Here is a 19,008-nt window from a genome sequence, read left to right on the forward strand (position 1 = left end):
CTCAATCCATCAAACATGGAACCAGACGTCAGCGCAATGCGCCGACCAGCACGTCGCGACCGTCTTCGATCGAGACCCAGCGGCCCGTATTGAAGGACGCCTGCCGCTTCAGATAGGTATAGTTGGTGTCGGTCCACAGCTTCACGTCGTCGGTGAGATTGTCGAGAATATAATCGCCGTCGGTGGTGCGAAGGGTCAGCACGGCATGGCCCTCGCCATCCGGCTTGCGCACGACGGTGATCAGAAGATCAGCCACGGAAAAACCACGCTCGACCAGCTTCTTGCGCTTCAGCAGCACGAAATCTTCACAATCGCCGGCGGTCGTCGGATATTCCCAGACTTCGTCCTTGCCGTAGATTTCCTGGTCGGTCATCGCCACGATTGTGGTGTTGACGGACGTATTGACCTCGCGAATGACATCCCAGCCATAATCCGTGACGCGCGGCGGCGGTGTCGCCTTGCTGCGAATATTGCATTCGTCTGCATATTTCTGACAGAACTCATAATGGCCGATCGGCTGGGATGTGATCCCCCCCGTCACCATGGAAGGGCTTCCCTTGGTTTCCGCCGTGGCGGAGGCAGCAGTCATTAGCCCGGCGGCAACTGCAAACAGCAGCGCACGCGCCAGCGGTGCGTTCATCATGAAACCCGTCCCTTAATTCTTAACGAAAAGTTAAGAGGGATAGGGGGCTTGAGTCAATCGCTAGCAATCGGCGGCGCGCAAGACTCGTCGAATATGGTTAAGAGCGTTGCGCAAATGCCTATATTGCAAGGGCTTTGACCGCGGCGAGCATCCGCTCGATATCCTGCGGCCGGGAAAGCCGATGGTCGCCGTCGCGGATCAGCGTCAGCACGAGGTCGTCGGACGGAAGATGTTCGAGAAGCTTCAGCGCATGCTGATAGGGAACATCGGGGTCGCGCATGCCCTGCAGGATGTGAACGGGGCAGCCGGTGGTGATGATCCCCTGCAGCACGCGGTTCTGCTTCCCGTCCTCCATCAGCGCGCGGGTGAAGATGTTGGGCTCTGGGCTATATTCCGAATGTTCCTCGAAATAACCCTTTTCCGCCAGAGAGGTTTTTTCCGCATCCGAAAGGCTGGGCTCTATCAGCTCCTGCGTGAAATCCGGCGCTGGCGCAATGAGGACGAGACCGGCGACGGATGGCGCGCCACCCGCCTTGCGCAGCTCCTCGACCATGCGTAGCGCAATCCATCCGCCCATGGAGGAGCCGATGAGAACGACGCGCGACGGCGCTTTTGCGCGCACCACGGCAAGCGCCTCTTCCAGCCAGCGGGAAATCGTGCCCTTCCTGAAGTCGCCGCCGGAGGCGCCATGGCCGGAATAGTCGAGCCGCAGGCAGGCAAGGCCGTTTTCAGCGGCGAAGCGATCGAGTTCAACCGCCTTGGTTCCGGTCATGTCGGAACGATAGCCGCCGAGCCATACTAGCATCGGCATATTCTCGCCCGAAGCCGCCGGGCGATGAAGGAAAGCAATGTCGCGAGTGTCGTTGTCGGGGCCTACACGCAGGAATTCAGCGGCTTGTTCGGTCATGTATATGCAATTCTCCTGATTTTGGTGCAACAACGGCGGCGTATTTGCAAAAACCGTGACAACAGGTGATCTTTTCGGGCAGATATGCTATTGACTTCGCCACAGCAATAACGACATTTCCGCCGCTTGTACCAAACAAGCTGTTTTTTGCTGACGTGATCCAGAAACAGATCAGGAGAATACGACCATTCGCAGACCTTTCAAAGCCGATGCCCCCGTCAAGGAGGGGCCGCGCTCCAACCGGGAAATTCGGGTTCCCAGAGTTCAGCTTATTGATGAAGAGGGCCAGAACCTCGGTAGCATGCCGACGGATCAGGCTTTGAAACTGGCGGAGGAGGCCGGTCTCGATCTCGTTGAGATTTCGCCGAACGCGGAACCGCCGGTATGCAAGATCCTCGATCTCGGCAAGCTGAAGTACTCGACCCAGAAAAAGGCCGCTGAAGCGCGCAAGAAACAGAAGATCGTCGAAGTTAAAGAAATCAAGATGCGCCCCAACATCGACACGCATGACTATGACGTGAAGATGAAGGCGATGGGCCGTTTCTTTGACGATGGCGACAAGGTGAAGGTAACGCTGAAGTTCCGCGGCCGCGAAATGGCCCACCAGGAACTCGGTATGAAGCTTCTCCTCCAGGTGAAGGAAGACACCCAGGCGATTGCCAAGGTGGAAGCCGAGCCGAAGCTGGAAGGCCGTCAGATGATGATGGTTCTCGCCCCGAAATAATCTTTTTACGCGTTCACATCACCGGCGCGTATCCCACCGCAAGGGGAAATTCTCATTCCCCGTTGCGCTTTTAGCCGACTGCGGTTATAAGCGCGCGTCCGAACGGTCCGGCAGGGCATGCCGAGGCCGTTCCTGAATAGCTTGAAATAGGCCTCGTCTGCCTGTTTCGATACAAAAACGGAGTAGCAAAATGCCCAAGATGAAGACGAAGTCCGCTGCAAAGAAGCGGTTCAAGATCACCGCAACCGGCAAGGTTGTTGCAGCCGCCGCCGGCAAGCGCCACGGCATGATCAAGCGTACCAACAAGTTCATTCGCGACGCGCGCGGAACCATGGTTCTCGCCGACGCTGACGGCAAGAAGGTCGTCAAGAACTACCTGCCGAACGGTCTCTGAGACTTTTCCGCACATTTGGACACTTTAAGGAGATCATGACATGGCACGCGTAAAACGTGGCGTAACTTCCCGCGCCAAGCACACCAAGACACTCAAGGCAGCCAAGGGCTTCTACGGCCGCCGCAAGAACACCATCCGCGCAGCAAAGGCTGCCGTGGATCGTTCCAAGCAGTACGCTTACCGCGACCGCAAGGTCAACAAGCGCAACTTCCGCGCTCTGTGGATCCAGCGTATCAACGCTGCTGTTCGCGAATTCGGCCTGACCTACGGCCGCTTCATCGACGGCCTGAACAAGGCTGGCATCGAAGTCGACCGCAAGGTTCTGTCCGACATGGCTATCCATGAGCCGGCAGCATTCGGCGCGCTCGTCGAAGCAGCGAAGAAGGCGCTTGAGTACCTCAAGGATGCTGGTACGGCCAACGAGTTTGAAACCGCTGTAAAGTAATTACGGCGCGGACAATCTGTTGTTCATTTGAAACCCGCGCCGGTTCTCCGGCGCGGGTTTTCGTTTTTGGAATTCACGGCAGTTTCGGCAAAGGCGTGGAGCGTTTTGCACCGGGGTTGCCAGAAGGGTGGGGCATCCGGCTTTCGGTCGGCATGTTCCATTGGGGGCAAGAATGCTGGTTGCCGCAAGCGAGGCGGAAAAGGCGAAGGGTTTCCACGTCCATCTCGAAGATGGCGATATCGCAGCCTTGATGCGGGCTTTGCTTAAGAGCGAGCGCCGCGTGCAGAAACTCGAGCTTTCCGCGACAACCGTGTGGATCAAGCGTCAGGGTACCGAAACGCCATCCTGGTGGATAAAGCTGCAGACCTTTCTCGCAAAGCTGCTTCCCTACACTTTCATGCGCCCATCGCCGCCGCTCGATGGTGCAGGCCTGATGCGCCGTGAGCTCGAAACATTGCAGGTCTTCAAGGCCCGCGGTTTTCCCGTTCCGCCCATCATCTATTCTTCGTTGACGGCCGTTGTCCTCGGTGATGTCGGCCCCACCATCATGGAGCATATGGACGCGATAAAAACCGCAAGACCGGCGGAACATGATGCCCTGCTGGTAAAATCTGCCGAGGCACTCGGCGAATTGCATGCGGCAGGCCTTTGTCATGGCCGCCCGCATGTGCGCGACTTTTTTCTCGAGCATGGCCGCGTCGGTTTCATGGATTTCGAGGAGCGCCCGCAGGAAGTCATGCCGCTCGAGACGGCGCAGGCCCGCGATATCTGGCTGCTGTTTCTGCAGGTCGCGACACGCGCCTGCGATGCGCGGAAAACCTGCGATGCCGCCTTCGCCCGCTGGCGCGAAAACGCCCCGCCCCGGGCGCTGGAAGAATTGTGCCGTCTGACCGGCATTCTGGGGCGTTTTTTACCGGTTGCCCGGTTGATCGGGCGCGTGCGGATGGGTAGTGATCTGCGACGCTTTATCATGGCGACCGACTATCTGATGAATGCTGTGAACCCCGAAGCCGCTGTTAAAAAGACCGGCAAGGCAGGAAAAGATGACTGAACTTGATACCTTGAAATCGCAATTGATGTCGGAGATCGCCACGGCGGGCGATGAGCCGGCCATCGAAGCCGTGCGTGTTTCCGCGCTGGGCAAGAAGGGCTCGGTTTCGGAGCTTCTGAAGACGCTTGGCAGCATGACGCCGGAAGAGCGCCAGACTCGCGGCGCCGCCATCAACCAGCTCAAGACCGAAATCACCGACCTCATCGGCGAGCGCAAGAATGCGCTGAAGGACGCCGCCATCACTGCCCGGCTGAAAGCGGAAACGGTGGATGTCAGCCTGCCGGTCCGCCAGTCTCCGGCCGAGCGCGGCCGCATTCATCCGATCAGCCAGATCGTCGATGAAATCACCGCCATCTTCGCGGATATGGGTTTCTCGATCGCCGAAGGTCCGGATATCGAAACCGACTATTACAACTTCACGGCGCTGAATTTCCCTGAAGGCCATCCGGCCCGCGAAATGCACGACACCTTCTTCTTCCAGCCGGATGAAAACGGCGAGCGCAAGGTGCTGCGCACCCACACCTCGCCGGTGCAGATCCGCACCATGGAAAGCCAGAAGCCGCCGATCCGCATCGTCATTCCCGGCAAGACCTATCGCCAGGATTCCGACGCCACCCATTCGCCGATGTTCCATCAGGTCGAAGGCCTTGTCATCGACAAGAAGGCGCATGTCGGCAATCTGCGCTGGATTCTGGAAGAATTCTGCAAGACCTTCTTCGAGGTCGACAGCGTGGTCATGCGTTTCCGCCCGTCCTTCTTCCCCTTCACGGAGCCGAGCTTCGAGGTGGATATCCAGTGCGACCGTTCCGGCCCCATCGTCAAGTTCGGCGAAGGCAAGGACTGGATGGAGATTCTTGGCTGCGGCATGGTGCACCCGAACGTGCTGCGCGCCGGAGGGCTGGATCCGGATGAATATCAGGGCTTTGCCTGGGGCATGGGCCTCGACCGCATCGCCATGCTGAAATACGGCATGCCTGATCTGCGCGATTTCTTCAACGCCGATGTCCGCTGGATGAACCACTACGGCTTCCGCCCGCTCGACATGCCGACGCTGTTCGGCGGTTTGAGCGTTTAATCCGGTTAGCCAAGGAGCAAAGACATGAAATTCACTCTTTCCTGGCTGAGAGAGCATCTGGATACCGATGCGACGCTGGACGAGATTTGCGAGCGGCTGACGGCGATTGGCCTCGAAGTCGAGGACGTTGACGACAAGGCGGCCTACAAGCCTTTCGTCATCGCCAAGGTGCTCTCCGCCGAGAAGCACCCGGAAGCTGACCGCCTGAAGGTTCTCTCCGTCGATGCCGGCGACGGCAAGCCGGTGCAGATCGTCTGCGGCGCGCCGAATGCACGCGCCGGCCTCGTCGGTGCGCTGGCGCGTCCCGGCATGTATGTTCCGGGCATCGACGTTACCCTTGCCGTCGGCAAGATACGCGGTGTCGAAAGCCATGGCATGATGTGCTCCGAAAAGGAGCTCAACATTTCCGACGATCACGACGGCATCATCGACCTGCCGGAAGATGCGCCGGTCGGCACCTCCTTCGCTACCTATGCCGGGCTCGACGATCCGGTCATCGAAATCAACCTGACGCCGAACCGCCCGGATTGCACTTCGATCTACGGTATTGCCCGCGATCTCGCCGCTTCCGGTCTCGGTAAGCTGAAAACGAGACCCGCGCCGTCCTTCAAGGTGGAAGGCGCAACCCCGGTCGACGTGAAGCTTGAGCTGGACGATGCGGCGCTCTGCCCCGGCTTTTCGCTGCGCATCGTGCGCGGCGTGAAGAACGGCCCCAGCCCGAAATGGATGCAGCAGCGCCTGCTGGCAATCGGCCTGCGTCCCATCAATGCGCTTGTCGACATCACTAACTACATGACCTTCGACCAGGGCCGGCCGATGCATGTCTTCGACGCCGCCAAGGTCAAGGGCGATCTGACGGTTCGCCGCGCAAAAGAGGGCGAGACCATCCTCGCGCTCGATCAGCGTGAATACAAGCTCGGCCCGAACAATGTCGTCATCGCCGACGAGAAGGGCCTCGAATCCATCGGCGGCGTCATGGGCGGCGAACATTCCGGCTGCGATGAAAACACTGTCGACGTGCTGATCGAGTCCGCACTCTGGGATCCGATCAATATCGCCAAGACCGGCCGTTCGCTCGGCATCATCACCGATGCGCGTTATCGTTTCGAGCGTGGCGTCGATCCTGAATATATGGTTCCGGGTCTGGAGCGCACCACCGAACTGGTCCTCGAACTGTGCGGCGGCGTCGCCGGCGAAGCTCGGGTCGTCGGTTACAAGGGCCATCAGCCCAAGGTTGTGGATTTTCCGCTGGCGGAAGTGAAGCGCCTGACAGGTCTGGAAGTCTCGGCGGAAGAGAGCCTCGCCATTCTCAAAGGCCTCGGTTTCGGCGTCGAGGGAACCGGCGAGCGCGTCTCCGTCACCGTCCCGTCCTGGCGTCCTGATATCGACGGCAAGGCCGATCTGGTGGAAGAAGTCATGCGCATCCACGGCGTCGATAATATCAAGCCAGAGCCGCTTGAAAGCTTCGGCGCCGTCAACGGCCGTATCCTGACCACGCTGCAGATCCGTACCCGCACCGCGCGCCGTGCGCTGGCAAGCCGCGGCATGCTCGAGGCTGTCACGTGGTCCTTCATCCCGGAAGCGCAGGCAAAGCTGTTCGGCGGTGGTTCACCCGCGCTGAAACTCGCCAACCCCATCGCAGCCGATATGTCGGACATGCGGCCTTCGCTACTGCCCGGCCTTCTGACGGCCGCACAGCGCAATGCCGATAAAGGGCATAGTGATGTCGCAATCTTCGAGGTCTCCGGCACCTATGAGGGCGATACGCCTGATGGGCAGCGCCGCGTTGCCGGCGGTGTTCGCCGTGGCACGGCCTCGCTCGCAGGCAGCGGCCGCATGTGGTCCAATGCTTTTAAGGGCGGTGGCAAGCCCGTGGATGTCTATGACGCCAAGGCCGATGCGCTGGCGGTGCTGGAAGCTTGCGGCCTGCCTATGGCCAATGTGCAGATCGAAGCCGGCGGCCCCGGCTGGTATCACCCCGGCCGCTCCGGCACCATCAAGATGGGTCCGAAGGTCGTGCTCGGTTATTTCGGCGAGTTCCATCCAAAGACGCTGTCCGAACTGGATGTCTCCGGCGCCTATTGCGGTTTCGAGATTTATCTCGACGCCATGCAGGAGCCGAAGAAGAAGGCAACCCGCACCAAGCCTGCGCTCGAGCTTTCGCCCTTCCAGGCCGTTAAGCGCGACTTCGCCTTCGTGGTCGACAAGTCGGTAGAGGCGGGCGCCATCATCAAGGCTGCGACCAGCGCCGACCGCAAGCTGATCACCGGCGTCAATGTCTTCGATATTTTCGAGGGCGCATCGCTCGGTGAAAACCGCAAGTCGGTCGCCATCGAAGTGCAGATCCAGCCGGTCGACAAGACGCTGACGGACGAGGATTTCGAGGCCCTCACGGCCAAGATCGTCGGCAATGTCGAGAAATCCACGGGCGGCGTTCTGCGCGCTTGAGCCTGAAGGCAGCTGACGGAATGAAAAAAGCCGCGGCAACTGCCGCGGCTTTTTGTTTTTATCGGTTGGCCATCCGTGACATCTGTTCTGGATAACGCGCACCGGCGACTTTTGCAGGCGAAAGCAGCGCGCCGAGGCTGGCGGCTTCTTCTGCCGTCAGCGACACCTCCGCCGCGGCAACGTTCTTCTCCAGATTGGCGATTTTTGTCGTGCCGGGAATAGGAACGATGAAGTCGCCCTGCGCCAGAACCCAGGCCAGCGCCAGTTGTCCGGCGGTCACGCCCTTCTCAGTCGCCATGTCTTCCAGAAGCTTGATGAGCGCCAGATTGGCGTCGAAGTTTTCGCTCTGGAAGCGCGGCAGGCCGCGGCGGAAGTCGTCGGATGCAAGGCCGTCGAGCGACTTCAGCGCGCCCGTCAAGGCACCGCGCCCGAGCGGGCTGAAGGGGACGAAACCAATGCCAAGCTCACGGCAGGTTTCCAGCACGCCGTTTTCCTCCACGTCGCGGGTCCACAGCGAATATTCGCTCTGTATGGCCGCGATCGGATGAACGGCGTGTGCCTTACGAAGTGTCTCGGCGCTTGCTTCCGACAGGCCGAGATGCTTCACCTTGCCCTGCCGGACCAGTTCGGCCATGGCGCCTACGGTGTCTTCGATCGGAACATTTGGATCGACGCGATGCTGGTAGAACAGGTCGATCTCATCGACGCCGAGGCGTTTGAGAGAGGCCTCGGCGACGGCGCGCACATTTTCCGGGCGGCTGTCGGTGCCCACCATCATCTGGCCAGCGGGTTTGCTGGTGTCGATTTTGAAGCCGAACTTGGTGGCGATGACCACCTTGTCGCGATAGGGCTTCAAACCCTTACCGACAAGAATCTCGTTATTGTAAGGCCCATAAACCTCCGCCGTATCGAAAAAGGTGACGCCGAGTTCGACGGCGCGGTGCAACGTTGCAATTGCGCTGCTCTCATCGCCGGTCGGGCTATAGGCATGGGTCATGCCCATGCAGCCGAGGCCGAGCGCCGAAACGGAAAGGTTGTTTCCAAGGGTTCTTTTTTTCATCTGTTCGTCCTTCCAAAGGAACCGCCCGTCATCAGGGCGTGATGAGAAAATAGCGTCTCGTTGCGGCAAAAATAATCGCTGCAAATCCGCTTGGGTTGTTCTATCATTTAGAACAATGAACCGTGTGCAACTCTCCCAGCTGGCCGTTCTCGCCGCCGTTGCTGAAGGCCGCAGCTTTCGCAAGGCCGCCGCCGAACTTGCCATTGCCCCTTCCGCCGTCAGCCATGCGGTGTCGTCGCTGGAGGCGAGCCTCGGGCTGCGCCTGCTTCATCGTACCACCCGCAGCGTTTCTCCGACAGAGGAAGGCAAGCGGCTTCTCGAGACGCTTGGCCCGGCGCTTGCCGATATCGATGCGGTCATCGAGACGCTTGCCGAGCAGGGCGGAAGACCGGCCGGCCCCCTGCGCATCACCCTGCCGCGACTTGCTGCCGAGGACCTCATCGTGCCCCGGCTGGGTGAGTTCCTGCGGCTCTATCCCGACATTTCACTGGAAATTTCAACGGATGATCGCTTCGAGGATATTGTCGCGAAAGGTTCGATGCCGGTCTGCGGCTCGGGGAGCATCTCGATGCGGATATGATTGCGGTGAAAGCGAGCGGCGCATGGCGTGGCGCTATTGTTGGCGCGCCCTCCTATTTCGCAGAAAATCCACCGCCGCAGGATCCACGGGATCTTATTCGGCATCGCTGCATCCGCCGGCGTTTCGCCAGCGGCCTTATCTATCGCTGGGAACTGGAGAAGAATGGCAAGCCATTGGTGGTCGATGTGCAGGGGCCGCTGATCCTGTCGGACCAGAGCCTCATTCGCCGGGCTGCCATCGACGGGGCAGGGCTTGCCTTTGTTTTCGAGCAGCGTGTTGAAGATGATATTCGGGCGGGCAGGCTGATCCGCGTGCTTGAGGACTGGTGCGCCCCGTTCGACGGTTTTTACATCTATTATCCATCACGCCGGCAGATGAGACCGGCGCTGAGGGCTTTCGTGGATTTCTTCCGCTTCAGGAGTTGATCAGAACTTGATGCGATAGCGGATATGGCCGTCGCTTTTCACGTAGCTGTCGTAGAGCTTCTGGGCGCGGTGATTATCCTCGCCGGTATGCCAGTACAGCCGTGACCAGCCCTTTTCCTTGCAGATGGCGACAAGATCGTCCATCAGCGCCCGGCCCGTTCCCTTGCCGCGGATTTCGCCATCGACAAACAGGTCTTCCAGATAGCAGTCGGGCGTCTTCACCCAGGTGGAATCATGGAAGTGGTGAATGGCGAAACCGGCCATGCGGTCGCCGAGCATGGCCACCCGCATGGAGACGCGGGATGCGGGATCGAGAATGCGCGCCCATGTATGGTCGGTCACGTCATCGGCAAGATCGACATCATAAAAGGCGAGATAGTCGTTCCACAGGCGCAGCCATTCCGTCCGGTCAGCCGGCTGCGCATCGCGAATTCTGAGTTCCATGTTACGCGCCCGCCTTGTCGAGCAGCGTCATCATCTCATCCGTCAGCTTTAACTCGACGGCGCGTTTGAAGCTTTCAAGCTGGGACAGGCTGGTGGCGCTGGCGATCGGCGCGGTTATCGCCTTCTTTCGCAATAGCCAGGCCAGCGCGATATCGGCAAGCTTGGCCCCGGTTTCCACTGCCACCGCATCCATGGCGCCCAGAATGGCAAGCCCGCGCGTATTGACATATTCGCCCACGCGATAGCTGCGGGCGACGCCTTCCGTATCGGCCTTGGCACGATATTTCCCGGTCAGGAAACCGGCGGCGAGGCTGTAATAATTGATGACGCCGATCTCTTCCTTCTGGCAAAGCTCGGCAAGCGGACCTTCGAAATCCGCGCGGTTATAGAGATTATATTCCGGCTGCAGCACGTCATAACGGTGAAGATTGTTCTTCGCAGCCGTGTCCAGCGCGTCCTGAAGCTGGCTGGCGGAATAATTGGAGCAGCCGATGGCGCGGATTTTTCCCTGTTCCTTCAGCTTTGCGAAGGCGGTGAGCGTTTCCTCCAGCGGTACATCCGCATCCGGCTTGTGCGCGAGGTAAAGGTCGATATAGTCGGTTTGCAGCCGCTTCAGCGAGGCTTCGACAGCTTCTGCGATCCATTTGGCGCTGAGGCCGGTCTTCTGGCCGCGATTGTCAAAACCGACCTTGGTGACGATCACTGCATCCTCACGCTTCACGCTCGACTGCTTCAGCCATTTGCCGATAATGGCCTCGGATTCGCCGCCCACATGCCCGTCCACCCATGCGGAATAGACATCCGCCGTGTCGATGGCGTTGAACCCGGCGTCGAAAAAGGCGTCGAGCAGAGCAAAGGAAGTCTTCTCATCCGCTGTCCAGCCGAACACGTTACCGCCGAAAACGATCGGGGCGATGGAGAGGCCGGTGCGGCCGAGGCTTCGTTTTTCCACGGGGAATGCTCCTGTTGCTGTCTTGGTGGCAAGGTTAGCAACTGCTCATCCGCATAACCATTCAATTCCTTTGATGGCATTCATCAGGAAGCAGCGGGGTCTGAGATTATCAGGCCTGAGAGCCGCGATAGTGGCTGGGCGGAAGGCGATTATGCTGTTGCCACACGCGCCGCAAATGCCGGGCGGAAGCAAAGCCCGCCCTCTCGGCGATGGCTTCCATATCGAGACGGCTGTTGGCAAGAATGTCGCGCGCGAGATTGACCCGCATAAGGTTGACATAGTCGATGACGCTGATGCCGGTATGCTCGCGAAACAGACGCGATAAATGCCGTTCACTGAGCGCCGCAATATCGGCCAGCCGCTCCAGCGACCAGTCCTGCGCCGGTTCGGCCATCACCCGGTCCTGAACCCGGTGAATGGCCGGGTGGATGTGGTTGCGGCCGGTGAGCCAGGGGGAGATTTGCGGATCGCTGCCGCTGCGCCTGAGATAAACCACCATTGTTTTGGCAATACGCGCCGCGACCGCCGGGGATGTCAGCCGGGAAACCACATGCAGCATCAGATCGATGCCGGTGGAAATGCCGGCACTTGAGAAGCGGTTGCCATCCTCGACGAAAAGGCGGTTTTCGGCCACCTGGGACAGTGGCGCGATGCGGCGCAGCCCCTCAACGCAGTCGGCATGGGTCGTGCAGTTGCGCCCGTCGAAAAGCCCGGCTTCGCCCGCCAGCAGCGCGCCGGAACAGATGGAAATGACTGTCGTATCGGGGCGCACCGCACGGCGCAGCCATGCCGCCAGCGCCTGCCGCTCTCGCCGTGTCTCCGGATCGTTGTCGAAGCGTGACGTGCTGCCGGAGATCAGCAGGAAAGCATTTTTCGGCAGGGTCTCAGGCAAGCTCTCCAGCCCTGAAAGCGCAAGGCCGATGGAAGATTGTTGTTTGTCAGTCGCAGCAATGTAGCGGCAGTCGAAATGAATGTCCCGTTGTTCCCCGTTGGCATAACGGATCACTTCGAGCGGACCGGCAATATCGAGCAACAGCGCATGTGGCGGCACAAGCGTATAAAAGGGAATGGTGCGCGTGCCGCCTTTATCCATCAGGCGGCCTCTTTCACGGCGGCAAGTGCGTCATCGACGGTCACGATGCGCGCGAAGCGGCCGGCCAGCACCAGCTCGGTCCGCTTGCGGATATCGTCCGGGCTGAAGACGGTGCCGGAAGCATGTGTCATCGGGAAAGTCAGCGTCGCTTCGGTGACGTAGTCGACGCTATAACCGAGATCGGAAGCGTGACGGGTGGTGGTTTCGCAACATTGTTCGGTACGGATGCCGGAGACGATCAGCCGGTTGATGCCCTTCTGCGTCAGCCAGATTTCGAGGCCGGTGCCGGCAAAAGCCGAATGGCGGTTCTTGTGAAAGGTGACATCTGGGGTAATCCGCACACCCTCCAGCGCCCGGATATAGCCGCTGTCTTTTGAAAAGGCCCTGTCGCCATCGACATGGAAGATTTGCACGACGGGAATGCCCGCAGCCCTTGCACCGTCGATCAGTGCCTGCTGCTTCTCCAGATAGGCGGCAAGCTCGCTTTCCTCGAAATATGGTGCATGCCGAAAGGATTCCTGAACGTCGATGACAAGCAGTGCTGTATGGGAAGAGGACATTTCATGTTTCTCCATTGGGTTCGTGCATAGCATAATTCCTCTTATCCAGATCGGAGAAAAGCAGGTATTCCGACAAAGACAGGACAAATTCAGCCATACCTTGTTCTGTCATGCATCTGCGGCTTGCCAGACCGTGTGACGATGGTAAGTTTCCGACGGATGGCAGAGCGGGAGAATGGAATGCTGCGCTTCGGAATAATCTCAACGGCGAAAATCGCTCAGGATCACGTCATTCCGGCGATACAGGATGCGCAGAACTGCGTGGTCAGCGCCATCGCCAGCCGTGACCTCGCCAAGGCGTGTGCGGTGGCGGATCGTTTTTCCGTGCCCCACGCCTTCGGCTCCTATGAGGAGATGCTGGCCTCGGATGTGATCGACGCCGTCTATATTCCGCTTCCGACCTCGCAGCATGTGGAATGGACCATCAAGGCTGCCGATGCCGGCAAGCATGTTTTGTGTGAAAAGCCGATTGCATTGAAGGCGGGGGAGATCGACACCCTCATCGCCGCGCGTGACCGCAACCGTGTTATCGTCTCGGAAGCCTTCATGGTCACCTATGCGCCCGTCTGGGAGAAGGTGAAGGAATTGCTGGCATCCGGCGCGATAGGCACACTGAAGCATGTTCAGGGCGCTTTCAGCTATTTCAACCGCGAGCCCGGCAATATGCGCAATATTCCCGAACTGGGTGGCGGCGCCCTGCCGGATATCGGCGTTTACCCGACCATCGTTACCCGCTTCGCTACCGGCGCGGAGCCCCGGCGCGTACAGGCCACCGTCGAGCGCGACAAGGAATTCGGCACGGATATCTATTCCAGTGTCAGGGCCGATTTCGGCGATTTCGAACTGAGTTTTTATCTGGCTACACAGCTTGCCGCCCGTCAGCTCATGGTTTTCCATGGCACTGAGGGGTACATTGAGGTCAAGTCTCCCTTCAACGCCAATCGCTGGGGTGCGGAAGAGATCGAACTGACCAATCAGGCCCATAACCAGTCGCAAATATTCCGGTTTCAGGATAGCCGCCAATATAAGCTGGAGGCGGAGGCCTTTGCCCGTGCGGCGAAGGGCGAGGGCGATGTCGTGACGCTGGAAAGCTCGAGAAAGAACCAGCTTTTCATCGACGCTATCTACCGGGCGGCGGAAAAGGATGGCTGGGAGACGGTTTAGTCCTGATCTTGCCGTTGCTTTTGAAGCCGCCAATAGCCGTAGAGCGCCAGCGCCAGTGCTGCGATTATTGAAAAGGCAAGCGGGACGAACGGCTGGACGAGAGGATTGCGCCATTGCAGCAGGGCAAACAGGCCGACACTGACGATACGTGAGGTGAGTGTGACGGCATTCATCAGAAAGCTGTTCAGCCTGGCTGACGCCTCACCATTTGCACGGTTCAGCCGCCAGCTTGTTGCAAGCCCCGTTGCTGCGCCCGGCAAACGGGCGGCCAGCGGATCGACACCGAGATAGAAGATAAGCAGACAGGTAACGGCAAGGTCGACGGCCAGTCCGCAAATCTCGGTCAGCGCAAAGTGCGGAAGCCTCAAGACCGTGGGCTTTTAGAGGGTTGGCTGGGTGGAACGCGGGCGCTGCAGCACCAGAAGGCCGAGGACGACACCCACGACACCGAAATTGTAACCGGCGAGCGCCAGAAGCAGCGACATCAAGGGCACGGCTGTGGAAGAAAGTGCAATCGCCACGCCATAGGCACCGATAATCATCATGCAGATGAAAACGATGCTGAAAACCGAACGGAGCGCAACTGCGGTTACGCCGAGCGCTGTGGCGGTAAGAAAAATCATGATGCCGCCTCCTCTTTGGTTGCCGGGCCTGGGGCAAGACGTAACGCCGTTTTCCCTAACGAACCCTTGTTTCCTCCTCCAATCCCCATTTTCCTAACTCGTTAGTTGAGGATATGGTTTCATCGCCGTTAAAATGAGGCTGGCCGGCGCCGGCATTTCCGAATCGACGGGTTTTGGTTACAAACGGGCATGAGCGATATCTTCTCCCACGCAGCATTGAGCAATCTTGCCGAGTTCTCGGTCTCCGAACTGTCGGGTTCCATCAAGCGCACGGTGGAGACGGCTTTCGAGCAGGTGCGGGTGCGCGGCGAGATTTCCGGTTATCGTGGGCCGCATTCGTCCGGACACGCCTATTTCTCGCTGAAGGACGACCGCGCCCGTATCGATGCGGTGATCTGGAAAGGCACTTTCTCGCGGCTGAAGTTCCGCCCGGAAGAGGGCATGGAAGTCATCGCCACCGGCAAGGTCACAACCTTTCCCGGCTCGTCGAAATACCAGATCGTCATAGAAAGCCTCGAGCCTGCCGGCGCTGGCGCGCTGATGGCGCTTCTCGAAGATCGTCGCCGGCGTCTGGCGGCGGAAGGGCTGTTCGATGCGGCCCGCAAGCGCCGGCTGCCCTTCATGCCGCATGTCATCGGCGTCGTCACTTCGCCCACGGGCGCTGTCATTCGCGATATTCTTCACCGCATTTCGGATCGCTTTCCGGTCCATGTGGTCGTCTGGCCGGTCAAGGTGCAGGGGGAAGGTTCGGGCGAGGAGGTGGCGAACGCCATTCGCGGTTTCAACGCGCTTCAGCCCGGCGGTGAGATTGCGCGGCCGGATGTGCTGATTGTCGCGCGCGGCGGCGGCAGTCTGGAGGACCTCTGGAGCTTCAACGACGAAATCGTCGTACGCGCCGCTGCCGAAAGCGAAATTCCGCTGATTTCCGCCGTCGGGCATGAAACCGATACGACCTTGATCGACTACGCCGCCGATGTGCGTGCGCCGACCCCGACGGGGGCCGCCGAAATGGCCGTGCCGGTGCGAGCGGAACTGGAAGCGCAGCTCTCCGGCCTTGCCGCGCGTCTTTCAGGCTCGGTCTCGCGGCAGATGGACAATCGCCGTCAGGGCGTGCGGGCGCTGGTACGCGCGCTGCCGTCGCTCGATCAGCTTTTGGCCCTGCCGCGCCGCCGTTTCGACGAGGTCGCGAGCGGTCTCGGGCGTGGACTAGAATTGACCACGCTGAACAAGCGCCGCGCCTTCGAACGGTCCGCCTCGGGTCTCAGGCCGGAAACCTTGCTGAATGGTCTCAAACAGCACAGGCAACGGATTACCGAGCGCATGCATCGGGCCGAGACCCTGGTGGAGCGCCGTCTGCTGCAGGGAAAAGGCCGTGTCGATGCCTTCGATTCCGCGCTGCGTTCGCTTCCCGCCCGGCTGCTCGGCCAGTTGGAGCGGCAGAAGGAGCGGGTCGTCACCGGCGCGCGCCGGGCCGATACCGCCGTATTGCACCGCATGGCGCAGAACCGCGCAGGCCTTGCCGCCCATGACCGCATCCTGCAATCGCTGTCTTATAAAAACGTGCTGAAACGCGGTTATGCCGTGATCCGCGATGAGGAGAACCGGCCGCTGACCCGCGCTGCCGCTGTCGCTTCAGGTGCTGTGGTCTCGATGGAATTTGCCGATGGCCGCGTCTCGGCCATCACGACGGGGGAGGGGACGCCATCCCCTGATAACCCTGTAGTGCCCAAAAAGAAGCCGGCGAAACCGGCTTCTTCCGATCCGGGAAATCAGGGCAGCCTGTTCTGATCAGATCGACACCGCATCCGAAAAACGGCGGCTGACGGTGAAGGTCTTTTCGATATCGGGATGCAGTTCCATGCCAAGGCCGGCGCCTGGCGGCACAGTGATCATGCCGTTCTTCACCTCCGGCAATGCGGTGACGAGATCGCGATACCAGGTTTTATAGAAGGCGCGCACGCTTTCCTGCACCAGCGCGTTCGGCGCGTTGAGCGACAGATGGGTGGAGGCGCAGAGCACCACCGGCCCGGTGCAATCATGCGGGGCGACCGGCAGATGCCAGGCTTCCGCCATCGAAGCGATCTTGCGCGCCTCCGAAAGCCCGCCGCACCAGCTGATGTCCAGCATCACCACACCGGCAGCACCTGTCTCCAGCAGATCGCGGAAGGCCCAGCGTGAACCGAGCGTTTCCGAGGCGGAAATGGGCGCAGGCGAAACGGCGGCATAACGCGCCAGGCTGGAAAGACTGTCCATCTTGATGGGGTCTTCATGCCAGAAGGTCTGGTAGGGAGTGAGCGCCTTGGCGATCTGCATGGCGGGCAGAAGCTGCCACATGGAGTGAAACTCCACCATGATATCCATCCTGTCACCCACCGCCTTGCGAATTTTTTCGAATGGCTCGAGCGCACTTTTCAGGTCCGGCATCGAGATATATTGCCCGCGCGTCTTTTCCGCCGCCGCATCGAACGGCCAGATCTTCATGGCCGTGATGCCCTCTTCCAGCAGCGAATGGGCAAGCTCGTCAGCGCGGTGTAGGAAGCCGTTGAGGTCGTCGTAATCCTTGCCGCTGGAGAGGCCGTAATTGGCCGTCTGCTGCCCGGTGGCCTTCTTGATATATTCGGTGCCCGCGCAGGTATTGTAGGTGCGGATTTCCTTGCGGCTGAAACCGCCGAGCAGCTGGGCGATGGGCTGATTTGTGGCCTTGCCGAAAATATCCCACAGCGCAATATCGAAGGCGGAGTTGCCGCGCACTTCCGCGCCCGATGAACGGAAGCCGAGATAACCGACGAGGTCCTGCGCCAGAAGGTCGATCTGCAGCGGATCGCGCCCGATCACGCGGGGGGCGATATATTCATGCACATAGGTCTCCACCGTCTCCGCTCCGAAGAAGGTTTCGCCGAGCCCTGTAATACCCTCATCCGTATGGACCAGAACCCAGAGCAAGTTCGTCCGTTCCGCCACGCGGACGGTCTCGAGTTTTGTGATTTTCATGAAGTGTCTCCTCCTCCAGAGGCAGGTCGTGTTCCGTCTGGAACCGTGTTTGAAAAATCAGGCGATGCCGGCTGCCAGAAGCGCGTGCACGCTTTCATCGAAATGCCGCGCCATCAGTGTTGAAGCCGTTTGCGGATCGCCGGCGGCAATGGCCTGTCCGATGGCGATGTGAAGTTCGCTTGCGGCATGGCGCTGCGCATCGGATGTGCGGCTTTTCCAGCCGATTGGCCATGTCTGGCGCGTCACGTTCTGGAAAGCGCCAAGAATGAGTTCGAAAACCGGGTTCTTGGAGGCCCTGGCGACGGCGATGTGAAAAGCAAGGTCGTGTTCCATGACCTTGTCGTTGTCGCCGAAATCCCGCTCCATATTGTTGGCATGGTCGAGAATGGTGAGCGCTTCTGCATCCGTGCGCCTCAGTGCCGCGAGCGTCACGGTTCTGACTTCGATTGTGCGGCGCACATCGTAGATCTGCTGGATGTTGATCTGTTCGGTGTGAATGCCATGTTCGAACATCAAGGACATTGCACCGTGATCTAGCGTCGCCACCGTCGCGCGCTTGCCGGCACTCACGTCGATGAGCCGCATGGCCGAGAGGGACCGGAAAGCCTCGCGAACGACGGTACGGGAAACACCGAGCTGCTGCGAGAGCGAAAGCTCGCTGGGGAGCTTCGCTCCCGGTGCAAGTTCGTTTTCGCGGATATGGCGGGTGATAGCGCCGATCGTGCTGCTGACGAGACCGGATTCATGCGAAATGGCAGTTAACATTTTTCCTCCAACCTGTAGTACAGGTTTATGGAAAATTGCTTACAGGACTTTTTGGAGCGAAACAAGCGCCATCACGGACCCATTGTGTGTTTGTCGGGCTGAAAAGCCTACTTTTCGAAATCCCGCAAAAACCGTTTCAGCAGCCGGTTCAGCGTCGCACGCTCTTCTTCGTTGAGACCGGCGACCAGGCGATGCTGGTTTTCGACGTGAGCGCCTGCCGCTTCCTCGACAATGGCAAATCCCCGTTCCGTCAACGATATCAGGACGCTGCGCCGGTCGTTCGGGTTATGGATGCGCTCCACCAGCCCGGCTTTCTCGAGCTGGTCGATCCGGTTGGTCATGGTGCCGGAACTCACCATCGTCATGGCCAAAAGATCGCCGGGGGAAAGCCGGTAAGGCGAGCCGGAGCGCCGCAATGTCGCCAGCACATCGAAAGCGGAAGAGGAAAGCCCGTGCTTCAGCAGCACCGCCTCCACCTCCCGGCCGAGATGAGTGCTGAGACGGTTCAGGCGCCCGAGCAACCCCATGGGGCCGACATCGAGATCGGGTCGCTCCCTGCGCCATTGCGCCAGAATGTGATCGACGTGGTCCAGCGGTTCTTTGTTCATCACCAAGGCATAACAATTGATGTCTTGACGTCAAGATAAAATTGGCTAGATTGCAT

The 19,008-nt window shown here is 59.7% G+C and carries 20 protein-coding genes and 1 pseudogene; 9 read left to right on the forward strand and 12 right to left on the reverse strand.

Annotation, left to right across the window (positions count from 1 at the left end; translation table 11 throughout):
• Window positions 1-28: 28 nt before the first annotated feature.
• Window positions 29-643, reverse strand: a complete 615-nt coding sequence (locus L904_RS00920; protein WP_003524508.1) for a transglutaminase-like cysteine peptidase — start codon at window positions 641-643, stop codon at window positions 29-31.
• Window positions 644-761: 118 nt separating this feature from the next.
• Window positions 762-1,550 (reverse strand): carboxylesterase, encoded by a 789-nt coding sequence (locus tag L904_RS00925; protein WP_020808469.1) that lies wholly within the window; start codon window positions 1,548-1,550, stop codon window positions 762-764.
• Window positions 1,551-1,737: 187 nt separating this feature from the next.
• On the opposite strand from L904_RS00925, the gene infC reads away from it, so the two are divergent.
• The 6 genes from infC to pheT all read left to right on the forward strand — a co-directional run bounded on the left by infC (window position 1,738) and on the right by pheT (window position 7,687).
• Entirely contained in the window at window positions 1,738-2,274 is a 537-nt protein-coding gene (infC, locus tag L904_RS00930) for a translation initiation factor IF-3 (RefSeq protein ID WP_078051391.1), read from the forward strand.
• A gap of 190 nt (window positions 2,275-2,464) precedes the next feature.
• The gene (gene rpmI, locus L904_RS00935; protein WP_035264590.1) at window positions 2,465-2,668 is read left to right on the forward strand and encodes a 50S ribosomal protein L35; all 204 of its coding nucleotides are present in this window, start codon (window positions 2,465-2,467) and stop codon (window positions 2,666-2,668) included.
• 40 nt (window positions 2,669-2,708) lie between these two features.
• Window positions 2,709-3,113 (forward strand): 50S ribosomal protein L20, encoded by a 405-nt coding sequence (gene rplT, locus L904_RS00940; RefSeq protein WP_003493358.1) that lies wholly within the window; start codon window positions 2,709-2,711, stop codon window positions 3,111-3,113.
• 172 nt (window positions 3,114-3,285) lie between these two features.
• A complete protein-coding gene (locus L904_RS00945; protein WP_035264593.1) occupies window positions 3,286-4,164 on the forward strand; it encodes a phosphotransferase in 879 nt (292 codons plus the stop codon).
• Window positions 4,157-5,239: a phenylalanine--tRNA ligase subunit alpha gene (gene pheS / locus L904_RS00950; RefSeq protein ID WP_035264594.1), complete on the forward strand. Its 1,083-nt coding sequence runs from the start codon at window positions 4,157-4,159 to the stop codon at window positions 5,237-5,239. The genes L904_RS00945 and pheS overlap by 8 nt, the downstream gene beginning before the upstream one ends.
• 24 nt (window positions 5,240-5,263) lie before the next feature.
• Window positions 5,264-7,687 (forward strand): phenylalanine--tRNA ligase subunit beta, encoded by a 2,424-nt coding sequence (pheT, locus tag L904_RS00955; protein WP_035264596.1) that lies wholly within the window; start codon window positions 5,264-5,266, stop codon window positions 7,685-7,687.
• A 58-nt stretch (window positions 7,688-7,745) separates the two neighbouring features.
• Here the strand turns inward: pheT and L904_RS00960 are convergent, their stop codons facing one another.
• Complete coding sequence (locus L904_RS00960; RefSeq protein WP_020812421.1) at window positions 7,746-8,747, reverse strand: aldo/keto reductase; 1,002 nt, start codon at window positions 8,745-8,747, stop codon at window positions 7,746-7,748.
• A 115-nt stretch (window positions 8,748-8,862) separates the two neighbouring features.
• Between L904_RS00960 and L904_RS00965 the strand changes: the two are divergent.
• Window positions 8,863-9,771: pseudogene (locus L904_RS00965) on the forward strand (LysR family transcriptional regulator).
• On the opposite strand, the gene L904_RS00970 reads toward L904_RS00965, so the two are convergent.
• The 4 genes from L904_RS00970 to L904_RS00985 all read right to left on the reverse strand — a co-directional run bounded on the left by L904_RS00970 (window position 9,753) and on the right by L904_RS00985 (window position 12,801).
• Entirely contained in the window at window positions 9,753-10,196 is a 444-nt protein-coding gene (locus L904_RS00970; protein WP_020812420.1) for a GNAT family N-acetyltransferase, read from the reverse strand. The pseudogene L904_RS00965 and the gene L904_RS00970 overlap by 19 nt on opposite strands.
• A 1-nt stretch (window position 10,197) precedes the next feature.
• Window positions 10,198-11,148, reverse strand: a complete 951-nt coding sequence (locus L904_RS00975) for an aldo/keto reductase (protein WP_020812419.1) — start codon at window positions 11,146-11,148, stop codon at window positions 10,198-10,200.
• Between the two features lie 109 nt (window positions 11,149-11,257).
• Entirely contained in the window at window positions 11,258-12,241 is a 984-nt protein-coding gene (locus L904_RS00980; protein WP_020812418.1) for a GlxA family transcriptional regulator, read from the reverse strand.
• Window positions 12,241-12,801, reverse strand: a complete 561-nt coding sequence (locus L904_RS00985) for a cysteine hydrolase family protein (RefSeq protein ID WP_031234336.1) — start codon at window positions 12,799-12,801, stop codon at window positions 12,241-12,243. The genes L904_RS00980 and L904_RS00985 overlap by 1 nt, the downstream gene beginning before the upstream one ends.
• 180 nt (window positions 12,802-12,981) lie before the next feature.
• Here L904_RS00985 and L904_RS00990 point away from each other — a divergent pair, with 180 nt between their 5' ends.
• Window positions 12,982-13,965, forward strand: a complete 984-nt coding sequence (locus tag L904_RS00990) for a Gfo/Idh/MocA family protein (RefSeq protein WP_020812416.1) — start codon at window positions 12,982-12,984, stop codon at window positions 13,963-13,965.
• Here the strand turns inward: L904_RS00990 and L904_RS00995 are convergent.
• The gene (locus tag L904_RS00995) at window positions 13,962-14,333 is read right to left on the reverse strand and encodes a hypothetical protein (protein WP_020812415.1); all 372 of its coding nucleotides are present in this window, start codon (window positions 14,331-14,333) and stop codon (window positions 13,962-13,964) included. The two genes, L904_RS00990 and L904_RS00995, sit on opposite strands and share 4 nt — an antisense overlap.
• A gap of 12 nt (window positions 14,334-14,345) precedes the next feature.
• On the reverse strand, window positions 14,346-14,588 hold the full coding sequence (locus L904_RS01000) for a hypothetical protein (protein ID WP_020812414.1): 243 nt from the start codon (window positions 14,586-14,588) through the stop codon (window positions 14,346-14,348).
• 189 nt (window positions 14,589-14,777) lie between these two features.
• On the opposite strand from L904_RS01000, the gene xseA reads away from it, so the two are divergent.
• Window positions 14,778-16,376: an exodeoxyribonuclease VII large subunit gene (gene xseA / locus L904_RS01005; RefSeq protein ID WP_020812413.1), complete on the forward strand. Its 1,599-nt coding sequence runs from the start codon at window positions 14,778-14,780 to the stop codon at window positions 16,374-16,376.
• Here the strand turns inward: xseA and L904_RS01010 are convergent, their stop codons facing one another.
• From L904_RS01010 to L904_RS01020, 3 genes are all read right to left on the reverse strand, one after another.
• Entirely contained in the window at window positions 16,377-17,579 is a 1,203-nt protein-coding gene (locus tag L904_RS01010; protein WP_020812412.1) for a mandelate racemase/muconate lactonizing enzyme family protein, read from the reverse strand.
• 57 nt (window positions 17,580-17,636) lie between these two features.
• Window positions 17,637-18,344: a FadR/GntR family transcriptional regulator gene (locus tag L904_RS01015; RefSeq protein WP_003520144.1), complete on the reverse strand. Its 708-nt coding sequence runs from the start codon at window positions 18,342-18,344 to the stop codon at window positions 17,637-17,639.
• Window positions 18,345-18,451: 107 nt separating this feature from the next.
• A complete protein-coding gene (locus L904_RS01020; RefSeq protein WP_020812411.1) occupies window positions 18,452-18,952 on the reverse strand; it encodes a MarR family winged helix-turn-helix transcriptional regulator in 501 nt (166 codons plus the stop codon).
• Between the last annotated feature and the right edge of the window lie 56 nt (window positions 18,953-19,008).

Origin of the sequence: Agrobacterium sp. LY4 (assembly GCF_001526585.1) — a bacterium.
GTDB lineage: Bacteria > Pseudomonadota > Alphaproteobacteria > Rhizobiales > Rhizobiaceae > Agrobacterium > Agrobacterium leguminum.